25 protein-coding genes are annotated in these 23,412 nt (G+C 67.9%); 18 read left to right on the forward strand and 7 right to left on the reverse strand.

Going from position 1 to position 23,412, the window contains the following annotated elements; all coding sequences use genetic code 11:
- Positions 1 to 145 precede the first annotated feature (145 nt).
- Genes fliF through fliJ form a run of 5 tightly spaced genes read left to right on the forward strand, consistent with a single transcriptional unit; the run spans position 146 to position 5,493 of the window.
- Complete coding sequence (fliF, locus tag GXN78_RS23705) at positions 146 to 1,846, forward strand: flagellar basal-body MS-ring/collar protein FliF (protein ID WP_106560513.1); 1,701 nt, start codon at positions 146 to 148, stop codon at positions 1,844 to 1,846.
- The gene (gene fliG, locus GXN78_RS23710; RefSeq protein WP_106560514.1) at positions 1,843 to 2,838 is read left to right on the forward strand and encodes a flagellar motor switch protein FliG; all 996 of its coding nucleotides are present in this window, start codon (positions 1,843 to 1,845) and stop codon (positions 2,836 to 2,838) included. The genes fliF and fliG overlap by 4 nt, the downstream gene beginning before the upstream one ends.
- Positions 2,839 to 2,840: 2 nt before the next feature.
- Positions 2,841 to 3,611 carry a flagellar assembly protein FliH gene (fliH, locus tag GXN78_RS23715; RefSeq protein ID WP_239142880.1) on the forward strand — a complete coding sequence of 257 codons (771 nt, stop codon included), beginning with the start codon at positions 2,841 to 2,843 and terminating at the stop codon, positions 3,609 to 3,611.
- Positions 3,611 to 5,017, forward strand: a complete 1,407-nt coding sequence (gene fliI, locus GXN78_RS23720; protein WP_106560515.1) for a flagellar protein export ATPase FliI — start codon at positions 3,611 to 3,613, stop codon at positions 5,015 to 5,017. The genes fliH and fliI overlap by 1 nt, the downstream gene beginning before the upstream one ends.
- A 20-nt stretch (positions 5,018 to 5,037) precedes the next feature.
- The gene (fliJ, locus tag GXN78_RS23725; RefSeq protein ID WP_106560516.1) at positions 5,038 to 5,493 is read left to right on the forward strand and encodes a flagellar export protein FliJ; all 456 of its coding nucleotides are present in this window, start codon (positions 5,038 to 5,040) and stop codon (positions 5,491 to 5,493) included.
- On the opposite strand, the gene GXN78_RS23730 is transcribed toward fliJ, so the two are convergent.
- The gene (locus GXN78_RS23730; protein WP_164255704.1) at positions 5,462 to 6,028 is read right to left on the reverse strand and encodes a hypothetical protein; all 567 of its coding nucleotides are present in this window, start codon (positions 6,026 to 6,028) and stop codon (positions 5,462 to 5,464) included. The two genes, fliJ and GXN78_RS23730, sit on opposite strands and share 32 nt — an antisense overlap.
- A gap of 470 nt (positions 6,029 to 6,498) precedes the next feature.
- On the opposite strand from GXN78_RS23730, the gene GXN78_RS23735 reads away from it, so the two are divergent.
- The 8 genes from GXN78_RS23735 to fliR all read left to right on the forward strand — a co-directional run bounded on the left by GXN78_RS23735 (position 6,499) and on the right by fliR (position 11,237).
- Positions 6,499 to 6,873, forward strand: coding sequence for a flagellar hook-length control protein FliK (locus GXN78_RS23735; RefSeq protein ID WP_164255706.1), 375 nt, complete (start codon positions 6,499 to 6,501; stop codon positions 6,871 to 6,873).
- Between the two features lie 99 nt (positions 6,874 to 6,972).
- On the forward strand, positions 6,973 to 7,464 hold the full coding sequence (gene fliL / locus GXN78_RS23740; protein ID WP_106559862.1) for a flagellar basal body-associated protein FliL: 492 nt from the start codon (positions 6,973 to 6,975) through the stop codon (positions 7,462 to 7,464).
- 6 nt (positions 7,465 to 7,470) lie between these two features.
- On the forward strand, positions 7,471 to 8,472 hold the full coding sequence (gene fliM, locus GXN78_RS23745; RefSeq protein WP_106559861.1) for a flagellar motor switch protein FliM: 1,002 nt from the start codon (positions 7,471 to 7,473) through the stop codon (positions 8,470 to 8,472).
- Complete coding sequence (fliN, locus tag GXN78_RS23750; RefSeq protein ID WP_106559860.1) at positions 8,465 to 8,908, forward strand: flagellar motor switch protein FliN; 444 nt, start codon at positions 8,465 to 8,467, stop codon at positions 8,906 to 8,908. The genes fliM and fliN overlap by 8 nt, the downstream gene beginning before the upstream one ends.
- Positions 8,905 to 9,393, forward strand: a complete 489-nt coding sequence (fliO, locus tag GXN78_RS23755; protein ID WP_106559859.1) for a flagellar biosynthetic protein FliO — start codon at positions 8,905 to 8,907, stop codon at positions 9,391 to 9,393. Before fliN ends, fliO begins: the two co-directional genes overlap by 4 nt.
- Positions 9,393 to 10,148, forward strand: a complete 756-nt coding sequence (gene fliP / locus GXN78_RS23760) for a flagellar type III secretion system pore protein FliP (RefSeq protein WP_106559858.1) — start codon at positions 9,393 to 9,395, stop codon at positions 10,146 to 10,148. The genes fliO and fliP overlap by 1 nt, the downstream gene beginning before the upstream one ends.
- 18 nt (positions 10,149 to 10,166) lie before the next feature.
- Complete coding sequence (fliQ, locus tag GXN78_RS23765) at positions 10,167 to 10,436, forward strand: flagellar biosynthesis protein FliQ (protein ID WP_106559857.1); 270 nt, start codon at positions 10,167 to 10,169, stop codon at positions 10,434 to 10,436.
- 3 nt (positions 10,437 to 10,439) lie between these two features.
- Complete coding sequence (gene fliR, locus GXN78_RS23770) at positions 10,440 to 11,237, forward strand: flagellar biosynthetic protein FliR (protein ID WP_106559856.1); 798 nt, start codon at positions 10,440 to 10,442, stop codon at positions 11,235 to 11,237.
- Positions 11,238 to 11,464: 227 nt separating this feature from the next.
- Here fliR and GXN78_RS23775 read toward each other — a convergent pair whose 3' ends face one another.
- The 6 genes from GXN78_RS23775 to GXN78_RS23800 all read right to left on the reverse strand — a co-directional run bounded on the left by GXN78_RS23775 (position 11,465) and on the right by GXN78_RS23800 (position 17,484).
- A complete protein-coding gene (locus GXN78_RS23775) occupies positions 11,465 to 12,313 on the reverse strand; it encodes a hypothetical protein (RefSeq protein WP_146163153.1) in 849 nt (282 codons plus the stop codon).
- A gap of 99 nt (positions 12,314 to 12,412) precedes the next feature.
- Positions 12,413 to 13,291 (reverse strand): hypothetical protein, encoded by an 879-nt coding sequence (locus GXN78_RS23780; RefSeq protein ID WP_146163152.1) that lies wholly within the window; start codon positions 13,289 to 13,291, stop codon positions 12,413 to 12,415.
- Between the two features lie 39 nt (positions 13,292 to 13,330).
- Positions 13,331 to 14,680 (reverse strand): hypothetical protein, encoded by a 1,350-nt coding sequence (locus GXN78_RS23785; protein ID WP_146163151.1) that lies wholly within the window; start codon positions 14,678 to 14,680, stop codon positions 13,331 to 13,333.
- Positions 14,681 to 14,734: 54 nt separating this feature from the next.
- Positions 14,735 to 15,202, reverse strand: coding sequence for a hypothetical protein (locus GXN78_RS23790; protein WP_106559852.1), 468 nt, complete (start codon positions 15,200 to 15,202; stop codon positions 14,735 to 14,737).
- A 194-nt stretch (positions 15,203 to 15,396) separates the two neighbouring features.
- On the reverse strand, positions 15,397 to 16,371 hold the full coding sequence (locus GXN78_RS23795) for a hypothetical protein (protein WP_106559851.1): 975 nt from the start codon (positions 16,369 to 16,371) through the stop codon (positions 15,397 to 15,399).
- 9 nt (positions 16,372 to 16,380) lie between these two features.
- Complete coding sequence (locus GXN78_RS23800; RefSeq protein WP_146163150.1) at positions 16,381 to 17,484, reverse strand: hypothetical protein; 1,104 nt, start codon at positions 17,482 to 17,484, stop codon at positions 16,381 to 16,383.
- A 273-nt stretch (positions 17,485 to 17,757) separates the two neighbouring features.
- Between GXN78_RS23800 and GXN78_RS23805 the strand changes: the two genes are divergently transcribed.
- From GXN78_RS23805 to GXN78_RS23825, 5 genes are all read left to right on the forward strand, one after another.
- Positions 17,758 to 18,504: a protein-L-isoaspartate(D-aspartate) O-methyltransferase gene (locus tag GXN78_RS23805; protein WP_106559849.1), complete on the forward strand. Its 747-nt coding sequence runs from the start codon at positions 17,758 to 17,760 to the stop codon at positions 18,502 to 18,504.
- Between the two features lie 7 nt (positions 18,505 to 18,511).
- Positions 18,512 to 20,917, forward strand: a complete 2,406-nt coding sequence (locus GXN78_RS23810) for an SAM-dependent methyltransferase (RefSeq protein WP_106559848.1) — start codon at positions 18,512 to 18,514, stop codon at positions 20,915 to 20,917.
- A 32-nt stretch (positions 20,918 to 20,949) separates the two neighbouring features.
- Complete coding sequence (locus GXN78_RS23815) at positions 20,950 to 21,891, forward strand: aldo/keto reductase (RefSeq protein ID WP_204162273.1); 942 nt, start codon at positions 20,950 to 20,952, stop codon at positions 21,889 to 21,891.
- 3 nt (positions 21,892 to 21,894) lie between these two features.
- Complete coding sequence (locus GXN78_RS23820; protein ID WP_106559847.1) at positions 21,895 to 22,524, forward strand: DUF6064 family protein; 630 nt, start codon at positions 21,895 to 21,897, stop codon at positions 22,522 to 22,524.
- 167 nt (positions 22,525 to 22,691) lie between these two features.
- Entirely contained in the window at positions 22,692 to 23,405 is a 714-nt protein-coding gene (locus tag GXN78_RS23825; RefSeq protein ID WP_106559846.1) for a carbonic anhydrase, read from the forward strand.
- Positions 23,406 to 23,412 lie beyond the last annotated feature (7 nt).

The following is a 23,412-nucleotide window of genomic DNA, read 5'->3' on the forward strand; positions in this document are numbered from 1 at the left end:
TCGAATTCGCGAGCGCTGCCGAGAATCGATCGCGAAACAAAAAGGCTGCTCGCGACTTCAACGGCATGACTCCTCCTCAACGACTTCACTCGCTCCCCATGACCCCGGCCCACCTGGGCCGACCGGCCGTGACCGGAGCGCAAGCATGACGACGGCAGCGCCCGCAGGCGCCATGCCGGCGGCGCCGGCCGCAGTCCCGTTCATGGAACGGCTGCGCGCCCAACCCAAGCTGCCGCTGATCGTCGGCGCCGCCGCACTGGTCGCGGCCGCCGCGGCCTTCATGCTGTGGAGCCGCGCGCCCGACTACAAGGTGCTCTACACCAACGTCTCGGACCGCGACGGCGGCGCGATCATCGCGTCGCTGACGCAGATGAACGTGCCCTACAAGTTCGCCGAGGGCGGTAGCGCGATCCTGATCGCCGCCGACAAGGTGCCCGAAGTGCGCCTCAAGCTCGCGGCCCAGGGCCTGCCCAAGGGCGGCGGGGTCGGCTTCGAGCTGATGGACAACCAGAAATTCGGCACCAGCCAGTTCGCCGAGCAGGTCAACTACCAGCGCGGCCTCGAGGGCGAGCTGGCGCGCTCGATCGAATCGATCGGCACGGTCGAGTCGGCCCGCGTGCACCTGGCGCTGCCCAAGCCTTCGCTCTTCGTGCGCGAGCAGAAGAAGCCCTCGGCCTCCGTGGTGCTGAGCCTGCACCGCGGCCGCGGCATCGACGAAGGCCAGGTCAGCGCCATCGTTCACATGATCTCCAGCAGCGTGCCGGAGCTGGACCCCAAGAGCGTGACGGTGGTCGACCAGCGCGGCAACCTGCTGTCGGCCGCCAACGCCGGCGCGCGCGGGCTGGACGTGAGCCAGCTCAAATACGCTCAGGAGATCGAGCAAGGCTACATCCGCCGCATCGAGGCCATCCTGCAGCCCATCCTCGGCGCGAGCAATGTGCGCGCGCAGCTCGCGGCCGACATCGACTTCTCGGTGGTCGAGCGCACCGAGGAGAAGTTCGCGCCCAACCAGGACCCGCGTAACGCCGCGGTGCGCAGCGTGCAGTCCAGCGAGTCGAACCAGCTGGGCGCCACCCCGCCGGGCGGCGTGCCGGGCGCGCTGTCGAACCAGCCGCCGACGAATCCCAGCGCGCCGATCAACGCGCCGCGTCCTGCCAACGGGCCCGCCAACGGCGCCACCCCGCCGGGCGCCGCCACCACCACGACGGCTACCACCAGCACCGCCCCTGCCGGCCCCAGCAGCTCGCGCAAGGACTCGACCACCAACTACGAGCTCGACCGCTCGATCCGCCATGTGCAGCAGGGCGCCGGCGCCATCAAGCGCCTGTCGGTGGCGGTGGTGGTGAACAACCTGGCCGGTGCCGACGGCAAGTCGCGCGCCCTGGCGCCGGCCGAGGTCGAGCAGATCCGCAACCTGGTGAAGGAAGCCATGGGCTACAGCCAGGAGCGCGGCGACTCGCTCAACGTGCTCAACAGCGCCTTCGCCCGCGACGGCCAGGACGAGCCGCAGGCCGAGGTGCCCCTCTGGAAGGACCGCGACAACATCGAGCTGGCCAAGAGCATCGGCCAGTACCTGCTGCTCGGCGTGCTCGCCCTGTTCGCCTGGTTCGCCGTGTTCCGGCCGCTGCTGCGCAAGCACCTGGCGCCGCCGCCTTCGGCCACGCCCGAAGCGGCACCGGCGGCCGCCGTCGCCGCCGATCCGGACGACGAAGCCAGCGCCGCCCAGCTGAGCGCCCTCCAGCGCGAAGCCGAGCGCCGCCAGGCCGACCTCGACTACGTGCAGCAGACCGCCGAGCAGGATCCGCGGTTGGTGGCCACCTTGATCAAGCATTGGATGAACCCATGAGCGACGCTGGAACCCGCAAGGCCGCCATCCTCCTGATGTCCCTAGGCGAGGACCGCGCCGCCGCCACGCTGCACCACCTGCCCACCACCGAGGTGCAGGCCCTGGGCGCCGCGATGGCCAAGCTGACGCAGGTGTCGAAGGAAGAGCTGGCCGCCGTGCTCGCCGAGTTCCGCCTGGAGACCGAGCAGCTCTCCGCCCTGCACCTGGGCTCGGGCAGCTACATCCGCGCGGTGCTGCGCAAGGCGCTGGGCGACGACCGCGCCAGCAACCTGCTGGAAGACATCCTGCAGCCCGACGAGCCGCACGGCGGCATCGAGCGCCTCAACGACCTGGAGGCCGGCGAGGTGGTGGAGCTGATCCGCGACGAGCACCCGCAGATCCTCGCCACGCTGCTGATCCACCTGGACCGCAAGAAGGCCTCCGAGGTGCTGGAGAAGCTGCCGGTGCGCCTGCGCCACGACGTGATCATGCGCGTGGCCACCTTCGGCGGCGTGCAGCCCGCGGCGCTGGCCGAGCTGACCGACGTGCTGACCGAGATGCTGTCGGGCGAAGGCCTCAAGCGCAGCCGCCTAGGCGGGGTGCGTACCGCGGCCGAGATCGTCAACCTCATGAGCACCGCGCAGGAGGAAGAGGCGATCGCCCATGTGCGCGAGCACGACGAGGGGCTGGCGCAGCGCATCGTCGAGGAGATGTTCGTCTTCGAGAACCTGCTGGACCTGGAGGACCGCTTCATCCAGCGCCTGCTCAAGGACGTGGAGTCCGAGTCGCTCATCGTCGCGCTCAAGGGCTCGACGCAGGAGCTGCGCGACAAGTTCCTCAAGAACATGTCGCAGCGCGCCGCCGAGACGCTGCGCGAGGACATCGAGCTGCGCGGCCCGGTGCGGGTGTCGCAGGTCGAAGCCGAGCAGAAGGCCATCCTGCAAGTGGTGCGCCGCCTTGCCGACGCGGGCGAAGTCGTGATCGCCGCGCCGGGCACGGACGACTTCGTCTGATCATGACCCTGCACAAGAACGCTGCTTTCGGTTCCGGCGCGCGCCTGGCGACGGCCTACGCGCCCGCGCGTCCCCCCGCTGCGCCCAAGCCCGCCGCCAAGCCGGTGCTGTCGGCCTGGCAGCGCTGGGAAATGGGCACGCTGGAGAACGAGGATGCGCCGCGCGACAACGTGCAATCGCTGGTCGTTCCGCGCGTGGACCCCGAGGCCCTGGCACGCGACAACGAGCTCTCCCGCCTGCGCCTCGAGGCGCGTGCCCAGGGCCGGGCCGAGGGCCAGCGCGAAGGCCTGGCCAAGGGCCGTGCGGAAGGCCACGCGGAAGGCCTGGCCTCCGGCCTTGCCGCCGCCAGTGCGCATGCCGAGCAGCTGGTTGCGCTCGCCACCAGCCTGCCGGCGGCGCTGCGCCGCGCGGAAAGCGACCTGGCCGACGCCATCCTCACGCTCGCGCTCGACGTGGCGCGCCAGGTGGTGCACCGCACCCTGCGCGCCGAGCCCGAATGGGTGCTGCCGCTGGTGCAGGACCTGCTGCACGCCGAGCCCGCGCTGCAAGGCGAGCCGCGCCTGCTGCTGCACCCCGACGACGTCGCGCTGGTGAAGAACAGCCTGGGCAACGAGCTGCAGATCGCCGGCTGGCAGGTGCGCGCCGACGACACGCTGGCGCGCGGCGGCTGCCGCGTGCAGTCCGCCAGCGGCGAGATGGATGCCAGCCTGGAAACCCGGTGGAAGAGCGTCACCGCGGCGCTCACCCGCGATATCGGCGCCGCGGAGTTCTGATGTCGAACGCCGCCGCCAACCCGCATCTGCAGTCCTGGCTCGCCGCGCTCGCGCAGGCGCGCGTGGAGGTCAACCGCACCGCCGCCGCCGCCACCGTCACCCACTCCGGCCGCCTCACGCGCGCCGTCGGCCTGGTGCTGGAAGCCGTGGGCCTGCAGCTGCCCGTCGGCAGCGACTGCCTGATCGAACTGCCGCCCGGCTATCCGCAGCGCCATGCCGAGGCCGAGGTGGTCGGCTTCGCCGGCGACCGCCTGTTCCTGATGCCGCAGACCGAGGTGGCCGGCCTCTTGCCCGGCGCGCGCGTGTTCGCGCGCCCCGGCATGGCCGACAGCGGCGGCGACACCCACACCAAGCGCCTGCCGGTGGGCGTTGGCATGCTGGGCCGCGTGGTCGATGCCGTCGGCCGGCCGCTCGACGGGCTGGGGCCGCTGGACATCGCCCGCAAGGTGCCGCTCAGCGCCCCGCCCATCAACCCGCTGACCCGCGCCCCCATCGACTCGGTGCTCGACACCGGCGTGCGCGCGATCAACGCGATGCTCACCGTGGGCCGCGGCCAGCGCATGGGCCTGTTCGCCGGCTCCGGCGTGGGCAAGAGCGTGCTGCTCGGAATGATGGCGCGCTACACCAGCGCCGAGGTGATCGTGGTCGGCCTGATCGGCGAGCGCGGCCGCGAGGTCAAGGACTTCATCGAGAACACCCTGGGCGAGGAAGGCCTGGCGCGCGCCGTGGTGGTCGCCGCCCCGGCCGACAACTCGCCGCTGCTGCGCCTGCAGGGCGCGGCCTATGCGACCTGCCTGGCCGAGTACTTCCGCGACCAGGGCAAGGACGTGCTGCTGATCATGGATTCGCTCACCCGCTACGCAATGGCGCAGCGCGAGATCGCGCTGGCGGTGGGCGAGCCGCCGGCCACCAAGGGCTATCCGCCCTCGGTCTTCGCCAAGCTGCCCGCGCTGGTGGAGCGCGCGGGCAACGGCGCGCGCGACGCGCAGGGCCGCGGCGGCTCGATCACCGCCTTCTACACCGTGCTCTCGGAAGGCGACGACCAGCAGGACCCGATCGCCGACTCGGCGCGCGCCATCCTCGACGGCCATGTGGTGCTGTCGCGCACGCTCGCCGAGGCCGGCCACTACCCGGCCATCGACATCGAGGCCTCGATCAGCCGCGCGATGACGGCGCTGATCCCGCCCGCGCAGTTCGACACGGTGCGCCGCTTCAAGCAGATGCTGTCGCGCTACCAGCGCAACCGCGACCTGATCAGCGTCGGCGCCTACGCCGCCGGCCACGACCTGCAGCTCGACCAGGCCATCGCCCTCTACCCCAAGCTGGAGGCCTTCCTGCAGCAAGGGATGGACGAGCGCACCGACTACGCGGCCTCGGTGGCGCGCATGGCCGGCGTCTTCGCGTAGCCCGCCTCCAAGGAGTCCCCATGTCCAAGAAGCTTCCCCTCGACACCCTGCAGGAGCTGGCCCGCACGCAGAAGGAGGAGGCGGCGCGCCGCCTGGGCGTGCTGCAGAGCGCACAGGTCAGCGCGCACCAGAAGCTGGACCTGTTGCTGCAGTACCGCCACGACTATGCGCAGCAGCTGCAATCGCTGATGGCGCACGGCCTGCCCGCCTCGCAGTGGCGCAACTTCAACAACTTCCTGAGCACGCTCGACGGCGCCATCGAGCAGCAGCGCGCCATCGTCAAGCAGGCCGGGCTGCGCCTGGACCGCGGGCGCGGCGACTGGCAGCACCAGGCGCGGCGGCTCAACTCCTTCGACACCCTGGCCGATCGCCTGCGCCGCCAGGAGCTGGCCGCGCAGGCCAAGCGCGACCAGCGCGACAGCGACGAGCGCGCGGCGCGCAAGTTCATCGACCGCGCGGCCCAACCGAATTTCTGATCCTTCCCCCAGGAACCGCCATGCCCACCTTCATTCCTTCCGCAGCCCTCACGACGAGTCCGGCGCAACCGGCCGCCTCTTCCGGCGCGCGCGGCCGCCTTGGCGGCGACGATGCCGCTCGAAGCTTCGGCGCCGTGCTGGAGCGCTCGCGCGCCGGCGCGCGCCAGGCGCAGGACAGCGCGGATGCGGCCAGCGCCGAAGAAGCCTCGGCCACGCCGCAGAAGCCGGGCCGCCACCTCGGCAGGAAGGACGAGCCGGGCTCCGAGCTGCTGACCATCGCGCTGTTCGCGCCGCAGACCTTGGTCACGGCACCGGCAGCCGCCGCAACGCCCGCGGCCGGCGGCAGCGCAACGGGCGCGACGGCGCTGCCCGCGACCGACGCGGCCGTGCTGAAGGACGCATCGCTCGCCGCGACGGCTGCCGCCGCCTCCGGCACCGGCTCGGCGGGCGCGGCCGATGCACTCCCCGCCGCGGACGAAGGCGCGGGCCAGGACGCCAAGGCACCGGCAGCCGGCCGGGCCGTGGATACGGCCACGACGGCCGGCGCTTCTGCCCCACCCGCGGACAGAGGCTTCTGCTGCCAACGACGCTGGCGCCCGCCGCGAGCAACCGAGGCCATCGCGCAACCGGCCGTGGCCGCCGCATCGGCGGACGCCGCTGGCCGGCGCGCTGCCATCCCGCCAAGATGCCGGCGCCGGCGCCGCAACGGCTGCAGCCTCCACCGATACGAAGGCCCGCGCCTGCAACTGCGCTCGCCGCCGACTATGCCAAGCCCGCCGAAGCGTAAGCCGCCCTCCCGCAGCCGCGGCGGACACCGATGCCGCCTCCGCGCCCGCAACCTCCCCACCGTCTTCGCAAACAGCTTCCCGATGCAGCCGCGCTCGACCGCACGCCACGGGCCAGCCCTGCCCCGCACCCACCCTCCTCTCCCGCCCGTGGGCAGCGCCGAATGGGGCCCCGCGCTGGGCCACCAGATGCTGCGCATGAGCGCCGACGGACCAGCAGGTGGCCGAGCTCAACCTCAACCCGGCTGGCCTGGGCCCGCTCAAGATCACCCTCAGCGTCGGCGACAACCAGGCCCAGGCCATGTTCGTCTCCTCGCACGAGTCGGTGCGCAAGGCGGTCGAGGCGGCGCTGCCGCAGCTGCGCAGCACGCTGGCCGAGCAGGGCATCAGCCTGGGCCAGACCTCGGTCGGCGCCGAGTCGCGGCCCTGGGCCGGCGCGGGCGGCTTCGCCCAGCAGCAGGAGCAGCAGCGCCAGCCTGCGTCCGCGAATGGTGCGAGCTACCGCGGTGCCGCACGCAGCGAGTCCGCCGTCGCATCGCTGCCTGCGCGAGCACCCGCCCCATCGCGCAATACCGGCGTCGACACCTTCGCCTGAACAACGAAACGCCGATCTGAGGCCTTTTCCCCCGCTTGATCGGGGCTTCGTTTCGCCGCGCATCCACCAAAAATAAGACCAACCCAAACGTTGCTTTCCATGGCCACCAGTACCTCCCTTCCCTCCGCCGCCGCGGCGCCGCGCTCCTCGAAGCTGATGATCGGCCTGCTGGTCGCGACCAGCCTGGCCGCGCTGGCCGGCGGCGGCTACGCATTGAGCCGCAACGGCCTGTTCGCGCAGGAAGCGCCGGCCGCCGCGCCGCCCAAGCCGGCACCCAAGCCGATCTTCGTCACGCTCGAGCCGCTGACCGTCAACGTGCAGTCCGAGGGCCGCAGCCGCTTCCTGCACATCGGCATGGCGCTCAAGGTGAACGACGAGCTGGCCAAGGCGCAGCTGGTCGAGTTCATGCCCGAGCTGCGCAGCCGCCTGCTGCTGCTGCTGTCGAACCGCCAGCCCGAGACGCTGCTGTCCACGCAGGACAAGGCCAAGCTCGCCGAGGAGATCCGCACCGAGCTCAACCGGCCGCTCTCTGCCGGCGCACAGCCGCAGGCGATCGCCAGTGTCTCCTTCAACACCTTCGTGGTGCAGTGATCAGCCATGGCCTATGAGCAGGTGCTCTCGCAGGACGAGGTCGATGCGCTGCTGTCGGGCGTCACCGGCGGTGCCGTCGACCAGCGCCGCGCCCCCGAGCCCCGGGCCGAAGGTCTGCCCGTCTACGACCTCGGCGCGCCCGACCGCGTGGTGCGCGGGCGCATGCACACGCTGGAGGTCATCAACGACCGCTTTGCCCGCAACCTGCGCAGCGCCCTGCTGAACTTCATGCGCCGCAGCCCGGACATCTCGGTCGAGCCGATCCAGATCCAGCAGTACGGCGAGTTCGTGCGGCACCTGCCGGTGCCGACCAACATCAACATGCTGCACCTGAAGCCGCTGCGCGGCACGGCGCTGTTCGTGTTCGATCCGAAGCTGGTCTTCCTGGTGGTCGACAACCTGTTCGGCAGCGACGGGCGCTACCACGTGCGCGTCGAGGGCCGCGACTTCACGCGCACCGAGCAGCGCATCATCAAGCGCCTGCTCAACCTCAGCCTGCAGTGCTACGGCGACGCTTGGCAGCCGGTGTTCCCGCTGGCCTTCGACTACATCCGCGCCGAGATGCACGGCAAGCTGGCCAACATCGTGGCGCCCAACGAGGTGGTGATCACCACCACGCTGCAGATCGAGTTCGGCCCGGTGGGCGGCTTCCTGCACGTGTGCATCCCCTACTCGATGATCGAGCCGATCCGCGACCAGCTGTCCAACCCGGTGCAGGACGAGATCGAGGTCGACAAGCGCTGGGTCAAGCAGATGTCGCAGCAGATGCAGAGCGCCGACGTCGCGCTCACCGCCGACTTCGTGACCATCGACACCACCATCGGCGAGCTGATGCGCCTTTCGGTCGGCGACGTGCTGCCGATCGAGCTGCCCGAAACCGTGCTCGCGCGCGTCGACGGCGTTCCCGTGATGGAGTGCGGCTACGGCGTCTCCAACGAACGCTACGCGCTGCGCGTGCAACAGATGATCTCCCACCAAGACAGCGATCCGAAGAGCGACCATGACTGACAACACTTCCTCCGGCGGCGACATGGACGACTGGGCCAGCGCCCTGGCCGAGCAGACCGCGGCCTCAGCGCCGGCGCCCCAGCAGGCGAGCGCCCCCGCGCCCGTGGCAGCGCCTGCCGGCGCCCAGGTCTTCCAGCCGCTGCACAACACCGCTTCCGGCGCCGCCGGCTCGGTGGACATCGAGCGCATCCTCGACGTGCCGGTGCAGCTGATGGCCGAGATCGGCCGCACGCGCATCACCATCAAGAACCTGCTGCAGCTGTCGCAGGGCTCGGTGGTGGAGCTCGACGGCCTGGCCGGCCAGCCGCTGGACGTGCTGATCAACGGCTACCTGATCGCGCAGGGCGAGGTGGTGGTGGTGAACGAGAAGTACGGCATCCGCCTGACCGACATCGTCACGCCCTCCGAGCGCATGCAGAAGCTCAGCCGTTCATGAAGCTGCCCCGGCATTTCGCGCGCGGCGCGGCCGTGCTGACCGCCTGCGCGGCCACGCTCTGCGCGCATGCAGCCCTGCCCACCGTGCCCGCGCCCGCCGCCGAAGCGGCGCCGGCCGTCGGCGCCTCGGGCCTGCTGCAGGCCGGGCTCGGCATGGTGCTCGTGCTGGGCCTGATCTTTCTGTGCGCCTGGCTGGCGCGGCGCTTCGGCCTGCCGCGCTTCGGCGGCAGCTCGCTCGTCAAGGTGGTGGGCAGCGCGATGGTCGGCCAGCGCGAGCGCGTGGTGGTGGTGGAGGTGGGCGAGACCTGGCTGGTGCTGGGCGTCACCGCGAGCCAGGTCAACGCGCTGCATTCGCTGCCGGCGCAGGCGCTGCCCGCGGCATCCTCGGCACCGGCCGCCGCACTCGGCAGCGGCGCCAGGACCGTCGACCTGTTCGCGCAGAAGCTGCGCGAATCCCTCGGCATCCAGACCAAGCCGAGCGCCTGATGCAAAGCGCCTTCCGCCGCCACCTGCGCCGGGCGGGTCTGCTGCTCGCGCTGGCTCTGCCCGCGCTCGCCTTCGCGCAGGGCCTGCCGGGCCTCACCAGCACGCCCGGGCCGGGCGGCAGCCAGACCTGGTCGCTCAGCGTGCAGACGCTGGTGCTGCTGACCTCGCTCAGCTTCCTGCCGGCGCTGCTGCTGTCGATGACCAGCTTCACCCGCATCCTGATCGTGCTGGGCCTCTTGCGCACCGCGCTGGGCACACAGGCCTCGCCGCCCAACCAGATCCTGGTGGGCCTGTCGCTCTTTCTCACCTTCTTCGTGATGGCGCCGGTCTTCGACAAGGTCTACGACGAGGCCTACAAGCCTCTTTCCGAGAACAAGATCAGCACCGAGCGCGCGCTCGAACGCGGCATCGCCCCCTTCAAGACCTTCATGCTCAAGCAGACCCGCGAGAACGACCTTGCGCTCTTCGCCAAGCTGGCCAAGGTGCCGGCGATGGAAGGGCCGGAAGACGTGCCGCTGCGCATCCTGCTGCCCTCCTTCGTCATCAGCGAGCTGAAGACCGCCTTCCAGATCGGCTTCACCATCTTCATCCCCTTCCTGATCATCGACCTGGTGGTGGCCAGCGTGCTCATGTCGATGGGGATGATGATGGTCCCGCCCGCCTCCATCGCCCTGCCCTTCAAGCTGATGCTCTTCGTCATGGCGGACGGCTGGCAGCTGCTGATCGGCGCATTGGCGCAGAGCTTCTTCATATAGACAGACAGGAATCGTCGAATGACACCCGAATCGGTCATGTCCATCGGCAGCCAGGCCATCCACGTCTCCCTGCTGCTCGGCGCGCCGCTGCTGCTGGTGGCGCTGGTGGTGGGCCTGGTCATCAGCATCTTCCAGGCGGCGACGCAGATCAACGAGGCGACGCTGTCCTTCATCCCGAAACTGCTGGCCGTGTTTGCGGTGCTCGTGATCGCCGGGCCGTGGATGCTGGGGCAGATGCTGGACTACATCCGAACCTTGTTCTCGAGCATCCCGCAGCTCGTGGCGTAGGCCATGGGCGCCAGCGTCTTTTCCGTCACCTCGGCGGAGCTGAACGCCTGGATGGTGGCCTTCCTCTGGCCCTTTGTGCGCATGCTGGCGCTGGTCGGCACGGCGCCGATCTTCGGCGAGCCCAATGTGCCGCGGCAGCTGAAGGTCGCCATCGCGGCGGTGCTCGCCATCGCGCTGGCGCCTGCGCTGCCGGCGATGCCACAGGTGCCGGTGGTCTCGATCGGCGGCGTGTGGATCATCGTGCAGCAGGTGCTGATCGGCGCGGCCATCGGCTTCACCATGCGCCTGATGTTCGCCGCCGTGCTGGCCGCGGGCGAGTACGTGGGCCTGCAGATGGGCCTGTCCTTCGCCTCCTTCTTCGACCCGATGAGCGGCGGCGCGACGATGGTGGTGGCGCGGCTGCTGCACATGCTGGCGATGCTGATTTTTCTTGCGCTGGACGGCCACTTGCTGTTGGTGGCGGCGCTGGCCGAGAGCTTCCAGGCCCTGCCGATCGCCGACGCGCCGCTGGCGGCGCAAGGCTGGCTGCTGCTGGTGCGCGGCGGCGCGCAGATCTTCGCGACAGGCTTCATGCTGGCGCTGCCGCTGATCACCGCGCTGCTGACGCTGAACCTGGCGATGGGCATCCTGAACCGGGCCTCGCCGCAGTTCAGCATCTTTGCGGTGGGCTTTCCGCTGACGCTGCTGGCGGGGATCGGGATGCTGCAGTTGCTGATGCCGCAGATGGGGGCGTTCCTGGCGCCGCGCTTCGCTGCTGGGCTCGGATCAGTGATGGAGTTGGTGCAGGGGCTGCGGCCTTGATGTCGAGCGGGCAAGGCCGGCCCGCGCGCTGTTCCGATCGACGAGGCGAGCCGCTCAGAAACCCGACCCCGGTAACGACAGTATTCGCAGCAGATCAGAAGCGTTGGTCACCGGAGGGATAAGTGCCAAGTGTGAGTCCACGAAGCTCACCATGGTGGCCTTGTCCAAAGCCCCCACGCTGGCGGGCCATTCGAGCGCCCGAGCTTGCATGCCATCGAGCATCTGCCTCAAGCGAAGCAAGACTTTTGCGGGGGGTGCTGTATACCTTTCACCAGGTATCCACCCATCACGCACAGCGCCAGTTCGACGCGCGCGGAATCGACGCTGAGCTTGTCGAATGCGTTGATGAGCTCCACCAGTTCGTCGGGGCTGACGAATTCCAACGCATCGCGGTAACCATAGACGTCCTTTGCCAGCGAAAAGATGACGCACACCTGCAAGCTCCCGTCCGTGAGGCGAGCGTCGGGCGATGCCGCCAGCAGACGGTCAAACACCGCTGCCGTCGAAGCTCCGCCGGACTGCACAAAGGGAGGGAACGTCTGCCCGGAAGGTCTCATCGATGCCCGCGTGCGCTGCTGCACGGACAACCCTCGGTCGATGGGGCGCATCGTGAGTTCCTCCTCGGCAGGGAAACTGTAGACCTGAATCTGCGGCGGCACGCCCTGCATATACATGCCCGATGCCGGAACTTCGAGGTGTCGGGGCGAGTACCCGGCTTGTGGCGGCGGTTCTTTGCGCTTACGGATGGCCGGTTTCTCTGTGGCAAAGCTGGGCGCCTCGATGTCGTCGGGCTCCTCGAAAATTCGAGGGTCCTCGGCGGCAGCCTTCTTGTATGCGGCCAAGCGTTCCCGAATTCTTTCAGTCTCCGGAATATCGGGCACGACGGCCCGTTCCAGGATCCATTTCCGGTAGGGCAGCAACACCTCCGGGCATTCCGCCGGTAGCGCATCGGATACGGTCCTGATGATGTTGATTGTGCTTTCGTCGGAAGCTTTTTTTGGCAACCCGCAGAGGTGAATGAAAGCCAGTTCCTGGGCTGCGGAGGTGTACCCGCGTGCCGCCAACTGCCTGATCATGCAGGCGATATCTCTATACCCAAGCCGCTGGGAGCCGCCCGCACGTGACACCGCATGGGCAACAAGCCACACGACCTCGCCCAGCGAGTGGCACCTCGCCTATAGCGCGCTGGCACGGATTTTCAGGCCTGCCGCATGGATGTCGAGAAGAAGCCTGGAGTGCGCCCCGGATCGCTCACCGCCCGTCAGCGGTAGCATCTCCACTGTGTCTCGCGTTCGCGAAGGATCCTTGGCCGCTACGCGCGCATAGTCTCGGACTCGCTCTCTCAGCTCAGGATAGCTCTCGATCACCGGCAAAGCGCCATCGAGAATGACGTCTCTGTAGTCCAGTAGCGACTCCGGGAAGTCTTTCGGCAGGGATTTTGCGATGGTGTCGACGTAATCCTTAGCGTTCAGGCTGGTAGGCGGCGGGAGTTTCTTCAAGAGAAGCACCACGAATTCCTCCTTCGCCCCATTTTTCAAGAGCCTCGCTATACACACAATACTTCCCACGCGAACGCCACCGCCACCGCCATGTGATCCGACCGGATTGCATACGAGTATCAACACCTCGTCGACCGATTTGCACTGTCGGAACAGTTGTCTTATGTTGTCTGACTTTCCGGCACGTGGAAGCCCCCACAAGCCCGCCAAGAAGTCTAGCGCGGGCATCGCGGGCGCACTATCCGTGGCGACGCGGCCGGATGAGACAACGGGGGGAGTTGCCGCGCCTTCCTGCAGCATCTCGGCATGGTGAACGCCAAGCGCGGCGAAACTCCGCGGAGCGCCCGGAGCAGCGGTGTTGTGCACTGATTCGATCAAATTGCCGATGCCGAGGCTATCGAAGTCCGGCAGGTTGAAGTCGGAGTTGCCGAACCCGTCGAACGGCGCCTCCCAGCCCCAAAGCACATCGTCCTTTGTCGTCGATGGGCTGCATTGCGGCGGCGGGTCGTCAACTCGAATGACGGGCCTCGAGGTGGCAGAGGAACGAGGGGTCATGGGGATACAGGGAAACCGCGAGCCAAAATAAGGAAGCGCTCAGCTCTCTTGAAGTTCGTCCCACCGAGCCTGGGTGAGCAGCTTGAATCGATGACGGAGCAACGGCGGAAGCACGTCGATTTCTTGCCCCACGAGGTTCGGATCCTTCTCGATGCTGGGAGGCCATGCCACCGTGCTGTCGCCCTTCAGCGAGTCGGCCACGACGCGCGCCAGGCCTTCATCCGACATCGGCTTTTGTGCCATGGCGTGAGCACATACCAGCGCGAACGACAACTCGGCTGCGCGCGCCGGGTCGCTGCTTCGCAGATCGATCAGCAACTGCGCAAGGCCTTCCGCAGGCGCCAGGCGGATCGCCGACTGCAACGTCGTCAAGCTGTCGCATCTGGCCAGAAGTATCAAAGCCTTTGCCACCGACGAACCTGGGGACGAACCGGATTTCGCGAGCAAGGCCTGCATGCTGGTTTGCAAAGGCCAGGCGAGTCTGATCGCTTGCTCCTGGATGGGGGCAACTGGCTGCGATGCGGCGGCAAGAGGGCGTTGAAAAAGAATCGGAGGCTCCATGAAGGGGAATTGCCGCGGCTCGTACATGGAATGCAAATTCGATCGCCGCGCGGGCGGAATTCGGCTTGTCTCGTTGGTGCCATCGTCGACTGTCGATGCCGGACGTTTGCGTTGACGGCCAGCGGAGGCACCAAGGATCCGTTGATGCCATGTCTCGAGGACAAGCGACTTCCCATCGCTGGCGAGGAGCGCAGCAGGAAACCTGATTTCTGCCACGAGCTCCTCGGGCGAGGCGGTGACAAGCATCGTTTCGCCGCCATAGGCGTCGACCTTTTGGCGGATCTGATCGAAGACGACGTCAGCAGGCTGCCTCTCCAGTTGGAGGAGCGCTGCGGTGATCAGGACGTCGCGATATCTGGCCAGGGCGCTCGGAAATTTCTTCGGCAGCACCGGCGCCAACTCTGCCATTCGTTCGTACGGCGCGGTATTCGCCAGGCACAGAACGGCCAGCACTGGAACCTGATTCTTCACTCCCTCGGGACTGCTGGGCCCATTCATCTTGTCGAGCAATCCCAAGAGCGACTCCAGCCGCTTTGCCTTTCCGCGGCACGAAGCGACGGCAATGAGGCTGATCATCTCGCCGAACGAAGTGCATAGGTCCAGTAAACGTGCCGTTTTAAATCTGGGTGTAAATGAGCGGAGGGCCGTCTTGAAGCAGTCAAAGGCGCGTGCTTCTGCGCAGACCTCTTCACTGAAGCTTGACGCCGGCTGAATCGGCGTGTACCCCGATCCCGGCGTCCAGTTCGGCGAAGGCGTCAATTTTCCTGACTCCTGCCTCCGCGGCGCGCTGTTGTGCGGGCCCTTGACCATGTTTGTCGGGAGATGCATCAATGGCTCTTTTTATGGTGAATGACTCGAGCCGCAGAGACCATTCGCCATGTACTACTCAGGCAGGTCCTCATCCTCATCCTCATCTTCATCTTCATCGTTCTCGAACATGTCATCCTCCTCGGCGTCCCGCATCAGATGGGGCGACTCGAGAAGTTCGCGCCACTGCAGATGGCGTCGGGCATGGTCTTCCACCAGCGCTTCGAAAGTGTGCCGCTCGATCGCGTGGCGGTGCCATTCATCAATCAGTCGAAGGAGGCCCGTGCCGGGCGTTACGGCGATCGTGCTCGTCAATCCTGGGAACCGTGGGTGCGGTAGGCGATGGCGCCATTCCGACGCCGATAGGTTGGCGTAGTCTTCGGCGCTGCCCGGCGAACTCCCCAACATCAATTGCTCGTCGGAGCCGTCGGCGAGCAAGTGCAGCGTGACGCCGTCATTGCGGCACAGGACCCAGGGCTGGCCCGGTTGGGGAAATTCTGCGGAGGGAGAGAACGGGCCAATGAGATATTCGATGGCGTGCATCTGGCGACATGAAATTTGTACTGTGGACGATCACTGCCGAGTAAGTAACCGGCACGCCGATACGGTTCCAGCCAGCGTCGCCATTGCGGGAGCGTCGATGGCCCTGGCTCGCCTCGCCCCGATGCGACGTTTCCCAAGTTTGGACTTGCGGTCGTTGTTCTTGCGAGATGCATTCAAGGCTTTCTTTATGCGAATCACTGGCCGGGGAACGAACGTATGCGCAGCAGATGAAGGACCGAGGTCCTCGGTGCCAGGGATGCCACATGCTCTTCCACGAAGTTCAGGAGCGGAATCCAAGCCGGGATGCGCAGGGGCCAGTCAAGTGCCGGGGTTCGCATGCGATCGAGCATCTGCCTCAAGCGAAGCAGGATCTTCGCGGGGGGTGGTTGGTCGGGTTGCACCAACTGCCGCACACGTTGCTCCAGGTATCCGCCCATCATCCAGAGCGCCAGTTCGACACGCGCAGGATCGGTGCTGCGCGCCTCGTAGGCATCGATGAGATCGACCAGTACCTCGGGGCTGATGATCTCCAACGCATGGCCGTATGCAGTGAAGTCTGTCGCCAGCGAGAAGGTGACGCACGCCTGCAGCGTCTTGTCCCCACGCCAACCGTCCTTCCATTCCGACTTGAGGCTGTCGAAGACCTCCGCCGGCGAGGCTGCGGGGGCGTACACGGGGCGATCGGATGCAGGCAGCATCGACACCCCCATGCTCGGCAGATGAACATCGGGAGGTGCGGGCAAGTATCCGCGCTGCGGCTGCGGTTGCGGCTCTAAGGCACGCGGCCGCTCGGACCGGTTTGTCTCGTCGCTGGCATCGACGATCTTCTCGCGCTTTCTTTTGGGCCCGTGAAGGATCCGGTAGTGCAGCTTCGCGAGGGTGGCCGACTGCGTGCCGGTGCAGAGAAGCACAGGAATCCTGATCTCCTTCAAAACTTCATTGAGCGAGCCAGCGCCGGCGAGAGGTGACGTTCTCTTGCAATAAGCGTTGATCTTCGCGCGCAGGACATCCAAAGCGCCGCTGGCAGGATAGCGTTTCAACTCGCCGAGCGCTGCGGCGGTCAGGAAATCACGGTACCTATCCAGCTCGACCGGAAACTCATCCGGCAGCAGTGGCACCACTGTATTGACCACTACGCCCTTGAAGTTCGCCAGGCAGAGCGCGGCCAATATCCGGACCTATCCCTTGACGGCATCAGTTTTGGACTCGTTCATCAGCTGGAGCAGCCCCAAGAGTCCGTTCAGTCTGACTCTCTCGGTCACCCCCAGGTTTCGTGCTGGGCCATTGTCGGCGATGGCAATGAGCGCGATGACATTCCCGAACGAATCGCATTTATTCAGCACGGCGGCTATGCAGTTTGGTTCGTTCACAAACTCTTGGAGAGCGGTCTTGAAGCACTCGAAAAAATTCTTTTGCGTGGCGTCCTTTTCACCGATACCCGCATCTTCCACGCCCCGCGGCAACTCGGCGCCGAAAAGATCGGCGAGCATGAGCGGTCTTTTACCGTTGACGAGAAACGCAGGAATTCTGATTTCTTCCAAGAGTTCCCGATGCGAGTCACCGATAGGCACATCTTTCTCGCAATAGCCTTCGATCTTTGATCGTATGGTGCCAAAGCCGCCGTCAGGAGGCAGCGTTTCCAACTGGCTGAGCGTGACGCCGATCAAGGCACAGCGATATCTATCCAGCGCCTCCGGAAAGTCCTCTGGCAGCAATGGGGCCAAGCCGTCCATCCGCGCGGCCAGCTTGCGATTGGCCAGGCACAGAAGCGCCAGTATCGGCGCCTGCTCCTTGACGCTGCAATCGGTGGACGAGTGCATCTCTTGGGGCAGCGTCGAGATCGCCCCCAGGCGAACTCCCTGATTCAGGCCCGGCTTCCGCTTTCCGTTGAACTCGGCGATGACAATGACGGCGAACGCTTCGTCGAACGAATTGCATTGCCACAGCATGAGGGCCGCGCCACGCGTGAGAGTTGCTCGAGTTGCAACCAGCCGAAGCGCCGTCTTGAAGCGCTCGAAGTCGCGTCCTGGCGCGTTGTCCGCTTCATTGAAGCTCGCTTTGTCCAGAACCACTGGATACCCAGATTCCCAGTGCTGCAGGTTCATCAATGGCCCTGGCTCGCGTTCCAGGCCCGAACTCCCAAAGACCAGATGATCGACGACGGGCGGCACGCTCCACGGCTGCACCTGCTGGTGCTTCTTCTTCGATGTGTTGGCCTCGGTTTTTTTGTTGACTGGAGGTCGCGTCCCGAGTGACGACTTGGAGGAGGAAAAGGAGGCCATGGGTTGCAGCGAAACAATGGTTGACGGGGTGCTCAGCTACTTTTTAGATCGTGCCGGCGCGGTGCCGCGCGGACTCCTCGCAAGGCCCTGCTCGCGCGAGTCGTCTGGGGCGATGACTGCTGAGTAAGTAACAGGCAAGCCGGCGCGGTTCCACGCCACGGCGGCTTCATTGGGGTTACTTTCCGTGCAGGTTCCCCCGCGAACCGCTGGACTGCGCGCCACGGCTCGTCCATCATGGGACATCGCGCCTTCGGGCGCCATCGAGCGCAAGCGATGCCCGCCACTGCCTTCCGTCTCGCTGCAGCCGTCCTCCTGCTGCTCGCGGCACAGGGTGCCGCCCACGCTGCGGCTTCCGACGACCGCGCCGACGAACGCCAGCGCCTCATGCAAACCGTCGCCGCCCAGATGCGCGAGTCCGGCAGCGCGACCGGCCGGCCAGCGCTGTCCGAACGCGTGACGACGGCCCTGCGCCAGGTGCCGCGCCACGCCTTCGTCCCCGAGGACCAGCGGCTCTATGCCTACGTGAACCGCCCCCTGCCCATCGGGCACGGCCAGACCATCTCGCAGCCCTACATCGTCGCGCTGATGACCGAGCTCGCGCAGCCGCAGCCCGATCACAAGGTGCTCGAGGTCGGCACCGGCTCGGGCTACCAGGCTGCGGTGATGGCGCGCCTGGTGCGCACGGTCTACAGCATGGAGATCATCGAGCCGCTGGGCCTCGCGGCGCGTGAGCGGCTGCAGACGCTCGGCTATCGCAATGTCGAGGTGCGCCTGGGCGACGGCTACCACGGCTGGGAGGAGCACGCGCCCTACGACGCCATCCTCGTCACCGCCGCGGCCAGCCACATCCCGCCGCCGCTGATCCGCCAGCTCAAGCCCGGCGGGCGCATGGTGATCCCGGTGGGCGCGGCCTTCCTGGTGCAGCAGCTGATGCTGGTCGAGAAGAATGCCGACGGAACGGTCTCGACGCGGCAGATCCTGCCGGTGGCTTTCGTGCCGCTGACGGGCGGCGGACGCTAGGCCCCCCATGGCTTCGCACCGCGCTCCGGTCATTGCCGTGGCGCTGATCTCGGCCGCCGCCCTGGCCTACGAGATCCTGTTGATGCGGCTGTTCTCGATCAGCCTGTGGCATCACTTCGCCTACATGATCATCAGCCTCGCGCTGCTCGGCTACGGCGCGAGCGGCGCGCTGCTGACGCTGATGCCGCGTGCCATCGAGCGGCATTTCGTTGCGCTCTTCTGCGCCGCGGCCGCAGCCTTCGGGCTCACGGCCGCGGGCTGCTTCCTGCTGGCGCAGCAGGTGCCCTTCAATCCGCTGGAGATCCTGTGGGACGCGCGCCAGCCCGGCTGGCTGCTGGCGCTCTACCTCCTGCTCCTGCTGCCCTTCCTCTGCGCGGGCGCCTGCGTGTGCCTGGCGCTGGCGCGCTTTCGCGGTATGCAGCCTCGCATCTACAGCTTCGACATCCTGGGTGCGGGCGTGGGCAGCCTGGGCGTGGTGGCGCTGCTGTTCGTGCTGTCGCCGCAGGCCGCGCTCAAGCTGATCGGGGCGCTGGGCTGGCTGGCCGCGGCCACGGCCTGGCTCGAATGCGGCGGCAGGACGCGATGGCCGGCGGCGCTGCTGCTGGCGGGCGCGGGTGCGTCGATGCTGATGCCGGCAGCCTGGCTCGCGCCCACCATGTCGCCGTACAAAGAGCTCCCGCAGACGCTGCGCATCCCCGGAGCCCGCGTGGTGCTGGAACGCTCCAGCCCGCTGGGCCTGGTCAGCGTGGTCGAGAGCCCGCGCATCCCGCTGCGCCACGCGCCGGGCCTGAGCCTCAACGCAACGACCGAGCCGCCGCCGCAATGGGGCGTGTTCACCGATGGCGAGGGCATGAATGCGCTGAGCCGCTTCGACGGCCGGCGCGAGAGCCTCGCGCACCTGGACCAGATCAGCTCGGCGCTGCCCTACCACCTGCTGCAGCGCCCGCGGGTGCTGGTGCTGGGTGCCGGCGCGGGCGCCGATGTGCTGCAGGCCCACTACCACGGCGCGAGCCGCATCGATGCGGTGGAGCTCAACCCGCAGGTGGTGGAGCTGGTGCGCGGGCGCTTCGGCGAAGAGGCCGGCGGGGTCTATTCACGGATCGCGCAGGTGCACGTGGCCGAGGCGCGCGCCTTCCTGGCCGCCGGCGACGCGCGCTACGACCTGATCCAGGTCGCGCTGCTCGATGGCTTCAGCGCATCTTCGGCCGGCCTCCATGCGCTGTCGGAGAACTACCTCTACACGGTCGAAGCGCTGCAGGAGGCGCTGCGCCGCCTGCAGCCGGGCGGCCTGCTGGCGATCACGCGCTGGGTCACGCTGCCGCCGCGCGACACGCTCAAGCTCTTCGCGGCGGCCACCACGGCGCTGGAGCGATCCGGCGCCACCGATTCCGCGTCGCGGCTGGTGCTGGTCCGCAGCTGGAAGACCGCCACGCTGATGGTGAAGAACGGCAGCTTCGACGCCGCGGACATCGCGGCGATCCGGGCCTTCTGCAATGCGCGCTCCTTCGACCTCGGCTACTACCCCGGCATGCGGCCCGGAGAGGCGAACCGCTACAACGTGGTGGAGCGCCCCGACCTCTTCGACGGCGCGAGCGCGCTGCTGGGCCCGGGGCGCGAGGCCTTCGTGCGCGACTACAAGTTCAACATCGCCCCGGCGACCGACGACAAGCCGCACTTCTTTCATTTCTTCAAGTGGCGCTCGCTGCCCGAGCTGCTGGCCTCGAAGGGCCGCGGCGGCCTGCCGCTGCTCGACTGGGGCTACCCGGTGCTGGCGGCCACGCTGGTGCAGGCGACGCTGGCGAGCCTGCTGCTGATGGGGCTGCCCATGGCCTGGGTGAGCCGGCGGCGCTCGCATGCGCATGAGGCCCCACGCAGCGCAGGCGGCGCACGCGCCCGCATGCTGGCGTACTTCCTGGCGATCGGCTTCGGCTTCATGTTCATCGAGATCGCCTTCATCCAGAAGTTCGTGCTGTTCCTCGGCCACCCTCTGTACGCGGTCGCGGTAGTGCTGTTCTCTTTCCTTCTGTTCGCCGGCATCGGCAGCCGCGTCGCTGCGCGCCATCCGCCGGTGAAGGCGATTGTTGGGGCCATCGCGGCATCCGCGGCGCTGTGCCTGCTGCTGCTTCCGCTCCTGCTGCGGCATGCGATGGGCTGGCCGGACGCGGCCAAGATCCCGCTTTCCGCTGCGCTCATTGCACCGCTGGCCTTCTTCATGGGCATGCCTTTTCCGCTCGGCCTGGCGCGGGTGGAGGCGGTCGATGCCCGGCTGATCCCGTGGGCCTGGGGCATCAACGGCTGCGCCTCGGTGATCGCGGCGGTGCTGGCGACGCTGCTGGCGATCCACCTCGGGTTCACCGCGGTGGTACTGGCCGCGCTGCTCCTGTATGGGCTTGCGGCGGCGGCGCGTCCTTGACAACATGCGACTTGATCCAGAGGAAGCCAAGCATGCTTGCAGGCCAGCGCACCACGCCGACCCGCCGCGAGTTCCTGCAGGTGCTCGCGGCGGCCCTCCCGCCCCTGATGGCCACGACCGGCGCCGGCGCGCAGCCGCGGCCCTCGAGCCCGGCCACGCGCCCCATCCCCTCCACCGGCGAGCGCGTGCCCGCCATCGGCCTGGGCAGCTGGATCACCTTCAACGTCGGCAACGACCGCGCCGCGCGCGAGGGCTGCGCCGAGGTGATGCGCGCCTTCTTCGATGCGGGCGGTCGCATGATCGATTCGTCGCCGATGTACGGTTCCTCGCAGTCGGTCATCGGCGAAGGGCTGGCGCGCATCAGCCGCACGGCGGGCGTGTTCGCGGCCGACAAGGTCTGGATCGGCGCCGGGGCGCGCGGGCCCGGGCAGATCGAGGAGTCGCGGCGGCTCTGGCGGGTGCCGCGCTTCGACCTGCTGCAGGTGCACAACCTGCTCGCCTGGGAGGCGCACCTGCCGACGCTGTTCGCGATGAAATCGGCGGGACAGCTGCGCTACGTGGGCATCACCACCTCCGAGGGGCGCCGGCACCGCGAGATCGAATCGATCATGGCCAGCCAGCCGATCGATTTCGTGCAGGTCAGCTACAACCTGCTGGACCGCGAGGTGGAATCGCGCATCCTGCCGCTGGCGCGCGAGCGGCGCATCGCGGTGATCGCCAACCGGCCCTTCCGCGAGGGCGCGCTGCTGCGCACGCTGCAGCGCCATCCGCTGCCGCCGTGGGCCGACGAGATCGGCTGCGACGGCTGGGCGCAGTTCGCGCTCAAGTTCATCGTGTCGCATCCGGCGCTGACCTGCGCAATTCCGGCCACCCGCAGCGTGGCGCATGTGCAGCAGAACATGGGCGCCGGCCTGGGGCCCATGCCCGAAGCGGCGATGCGCCAGCGCATGGCGGCGCACGTCCAGGCGCTGTGATCGATGTCGGCGTGGTGGAGCTATCGGCCTTCGGACTTCCTGCTGTTCTCGGCGCGCACCTGGCATCGGCTCTTCGAGCTCTACAACGCGGAGATCTGGCCGGCGCATTTCTTCGCGGCTGCGCTGGGGCTGGCGCTGATGCTCGTCGCCCTGAAGGGGAGCGCGGGCCCGGCGGCGCGCGCCTGCTGCGCGATGCTCGCGGCCGGCTGGCTCTGGGTGACCTGGGCATTTCATCTGGAACGCTATGCGGCCATCAACTGGGCGGCGACCTGGTTTGCCGCGGCCTTCGCGATCGAAGGGCTGCTGCTGTTGGCCGCCGCGGGCGCGGGGCTCGAACTGCGTGTGCGGCGCGGCGGGCGCGAAGTGCTGGGCCTCGGGCTGCTGCTCTTCGCCATCTTCGTGCAGCCGTGGCTTGGCCTCGCGCTGTCCGGCCGGCCTTGGCGGGAAGCCGGACTCTTCGGGCTGGTGCCTGACCCGACCGCGGTGGGCACGCTCGGCCTGCTGCTGCTTCTGCGTGCGGTGCCTGCGGTGCGCTTCGCCCGGGTGCTCGCGGTCCTGCTGTGGCCGATCCCGCTGCTGTGGTGCGTGATCGGCGCGCTCACACAGTGGACGCTGCACGCTTCTCGAGGTTGACGCCGCGCGCCACCACCAGTACCACCACCCTCGGCCCGAAATCTGGTGATTTGTGCCGGCCGGCCATTCTGGTGGCGAGCAAAAAGAAGAATGGCCGACCGTCGCATTCCGCGACGGCCTGCCCTGCGTTCGACGGGGCAGTCTGCAACTCGAGGAGGAATCCATCCATGTGCAATTGCCCACCTTTCCCCACGGCCGCGTCGCGGCGCCGGTTTCTTGGCGGCGCGGCGGCCCTCGCAGCCCTGGCTTCCAGCGGCCGCGCGCTGGCCGCCGACACACCGCTTCCTGACAACCGCATCGGCGGCGACGCCGCACTCCAGCGTCTGGTACAGGGCAACGCCCGCTACGTCTCGGGCCAATCGACCCAACGCGATTTCTCGGTCCGCCGCGTGGCGCGCACGCGCGGACAGAAGCCCTTCGCCGCCATCCTCGGGTGCGCGGATTCCCGCGTCTCGCCGGAACTCGCGTTCGACCAGGGACCCGGCGACCTGTTCGTGGTGCGCCTGGCGGGCAATTTCGTGAACGACGATGCCCTCGCGAGCCTGGAGTTCGCCACCAAGGTCCTCGAGGTGCCCCTGATCATGGTGCTCGGCCACACCAGCTGCGGCGCCGTTGCCGCCAGCATCAAGGTGCTGCAGGAAAAGACCAAACTGCCGGGCCACCTGCCCAGCCTGGCCGAAGCCATCCGCCCCGCCGTCGAAGCCGCCGCGCGCCGGCAGCCCAAGGACCTGCTCGCGGCCGCCACCGCGCAGAACGTGCGGCACGGCGTGGCCCGGCTCACGACCTCGGCGCCCATCCTGGCCGAGATGACGGAGCGCGGCGCGGTCAAGGTGGTCGGGGGCGTGTACGACCTGGCCACCGGCAAGATCGGCCTGGTGTAGGGCCGCG

It is taken from the genome of Variovorax sp. WS11 (assembly GCF_010499245.1).
In the GTDB taxonomy this organism is placed as follows: domain Bacteria; phylum Pseudomonadota; class Gammaproteobacteria; order Burkholderiales; family Burkholderiaceae_C; genus Variovorax.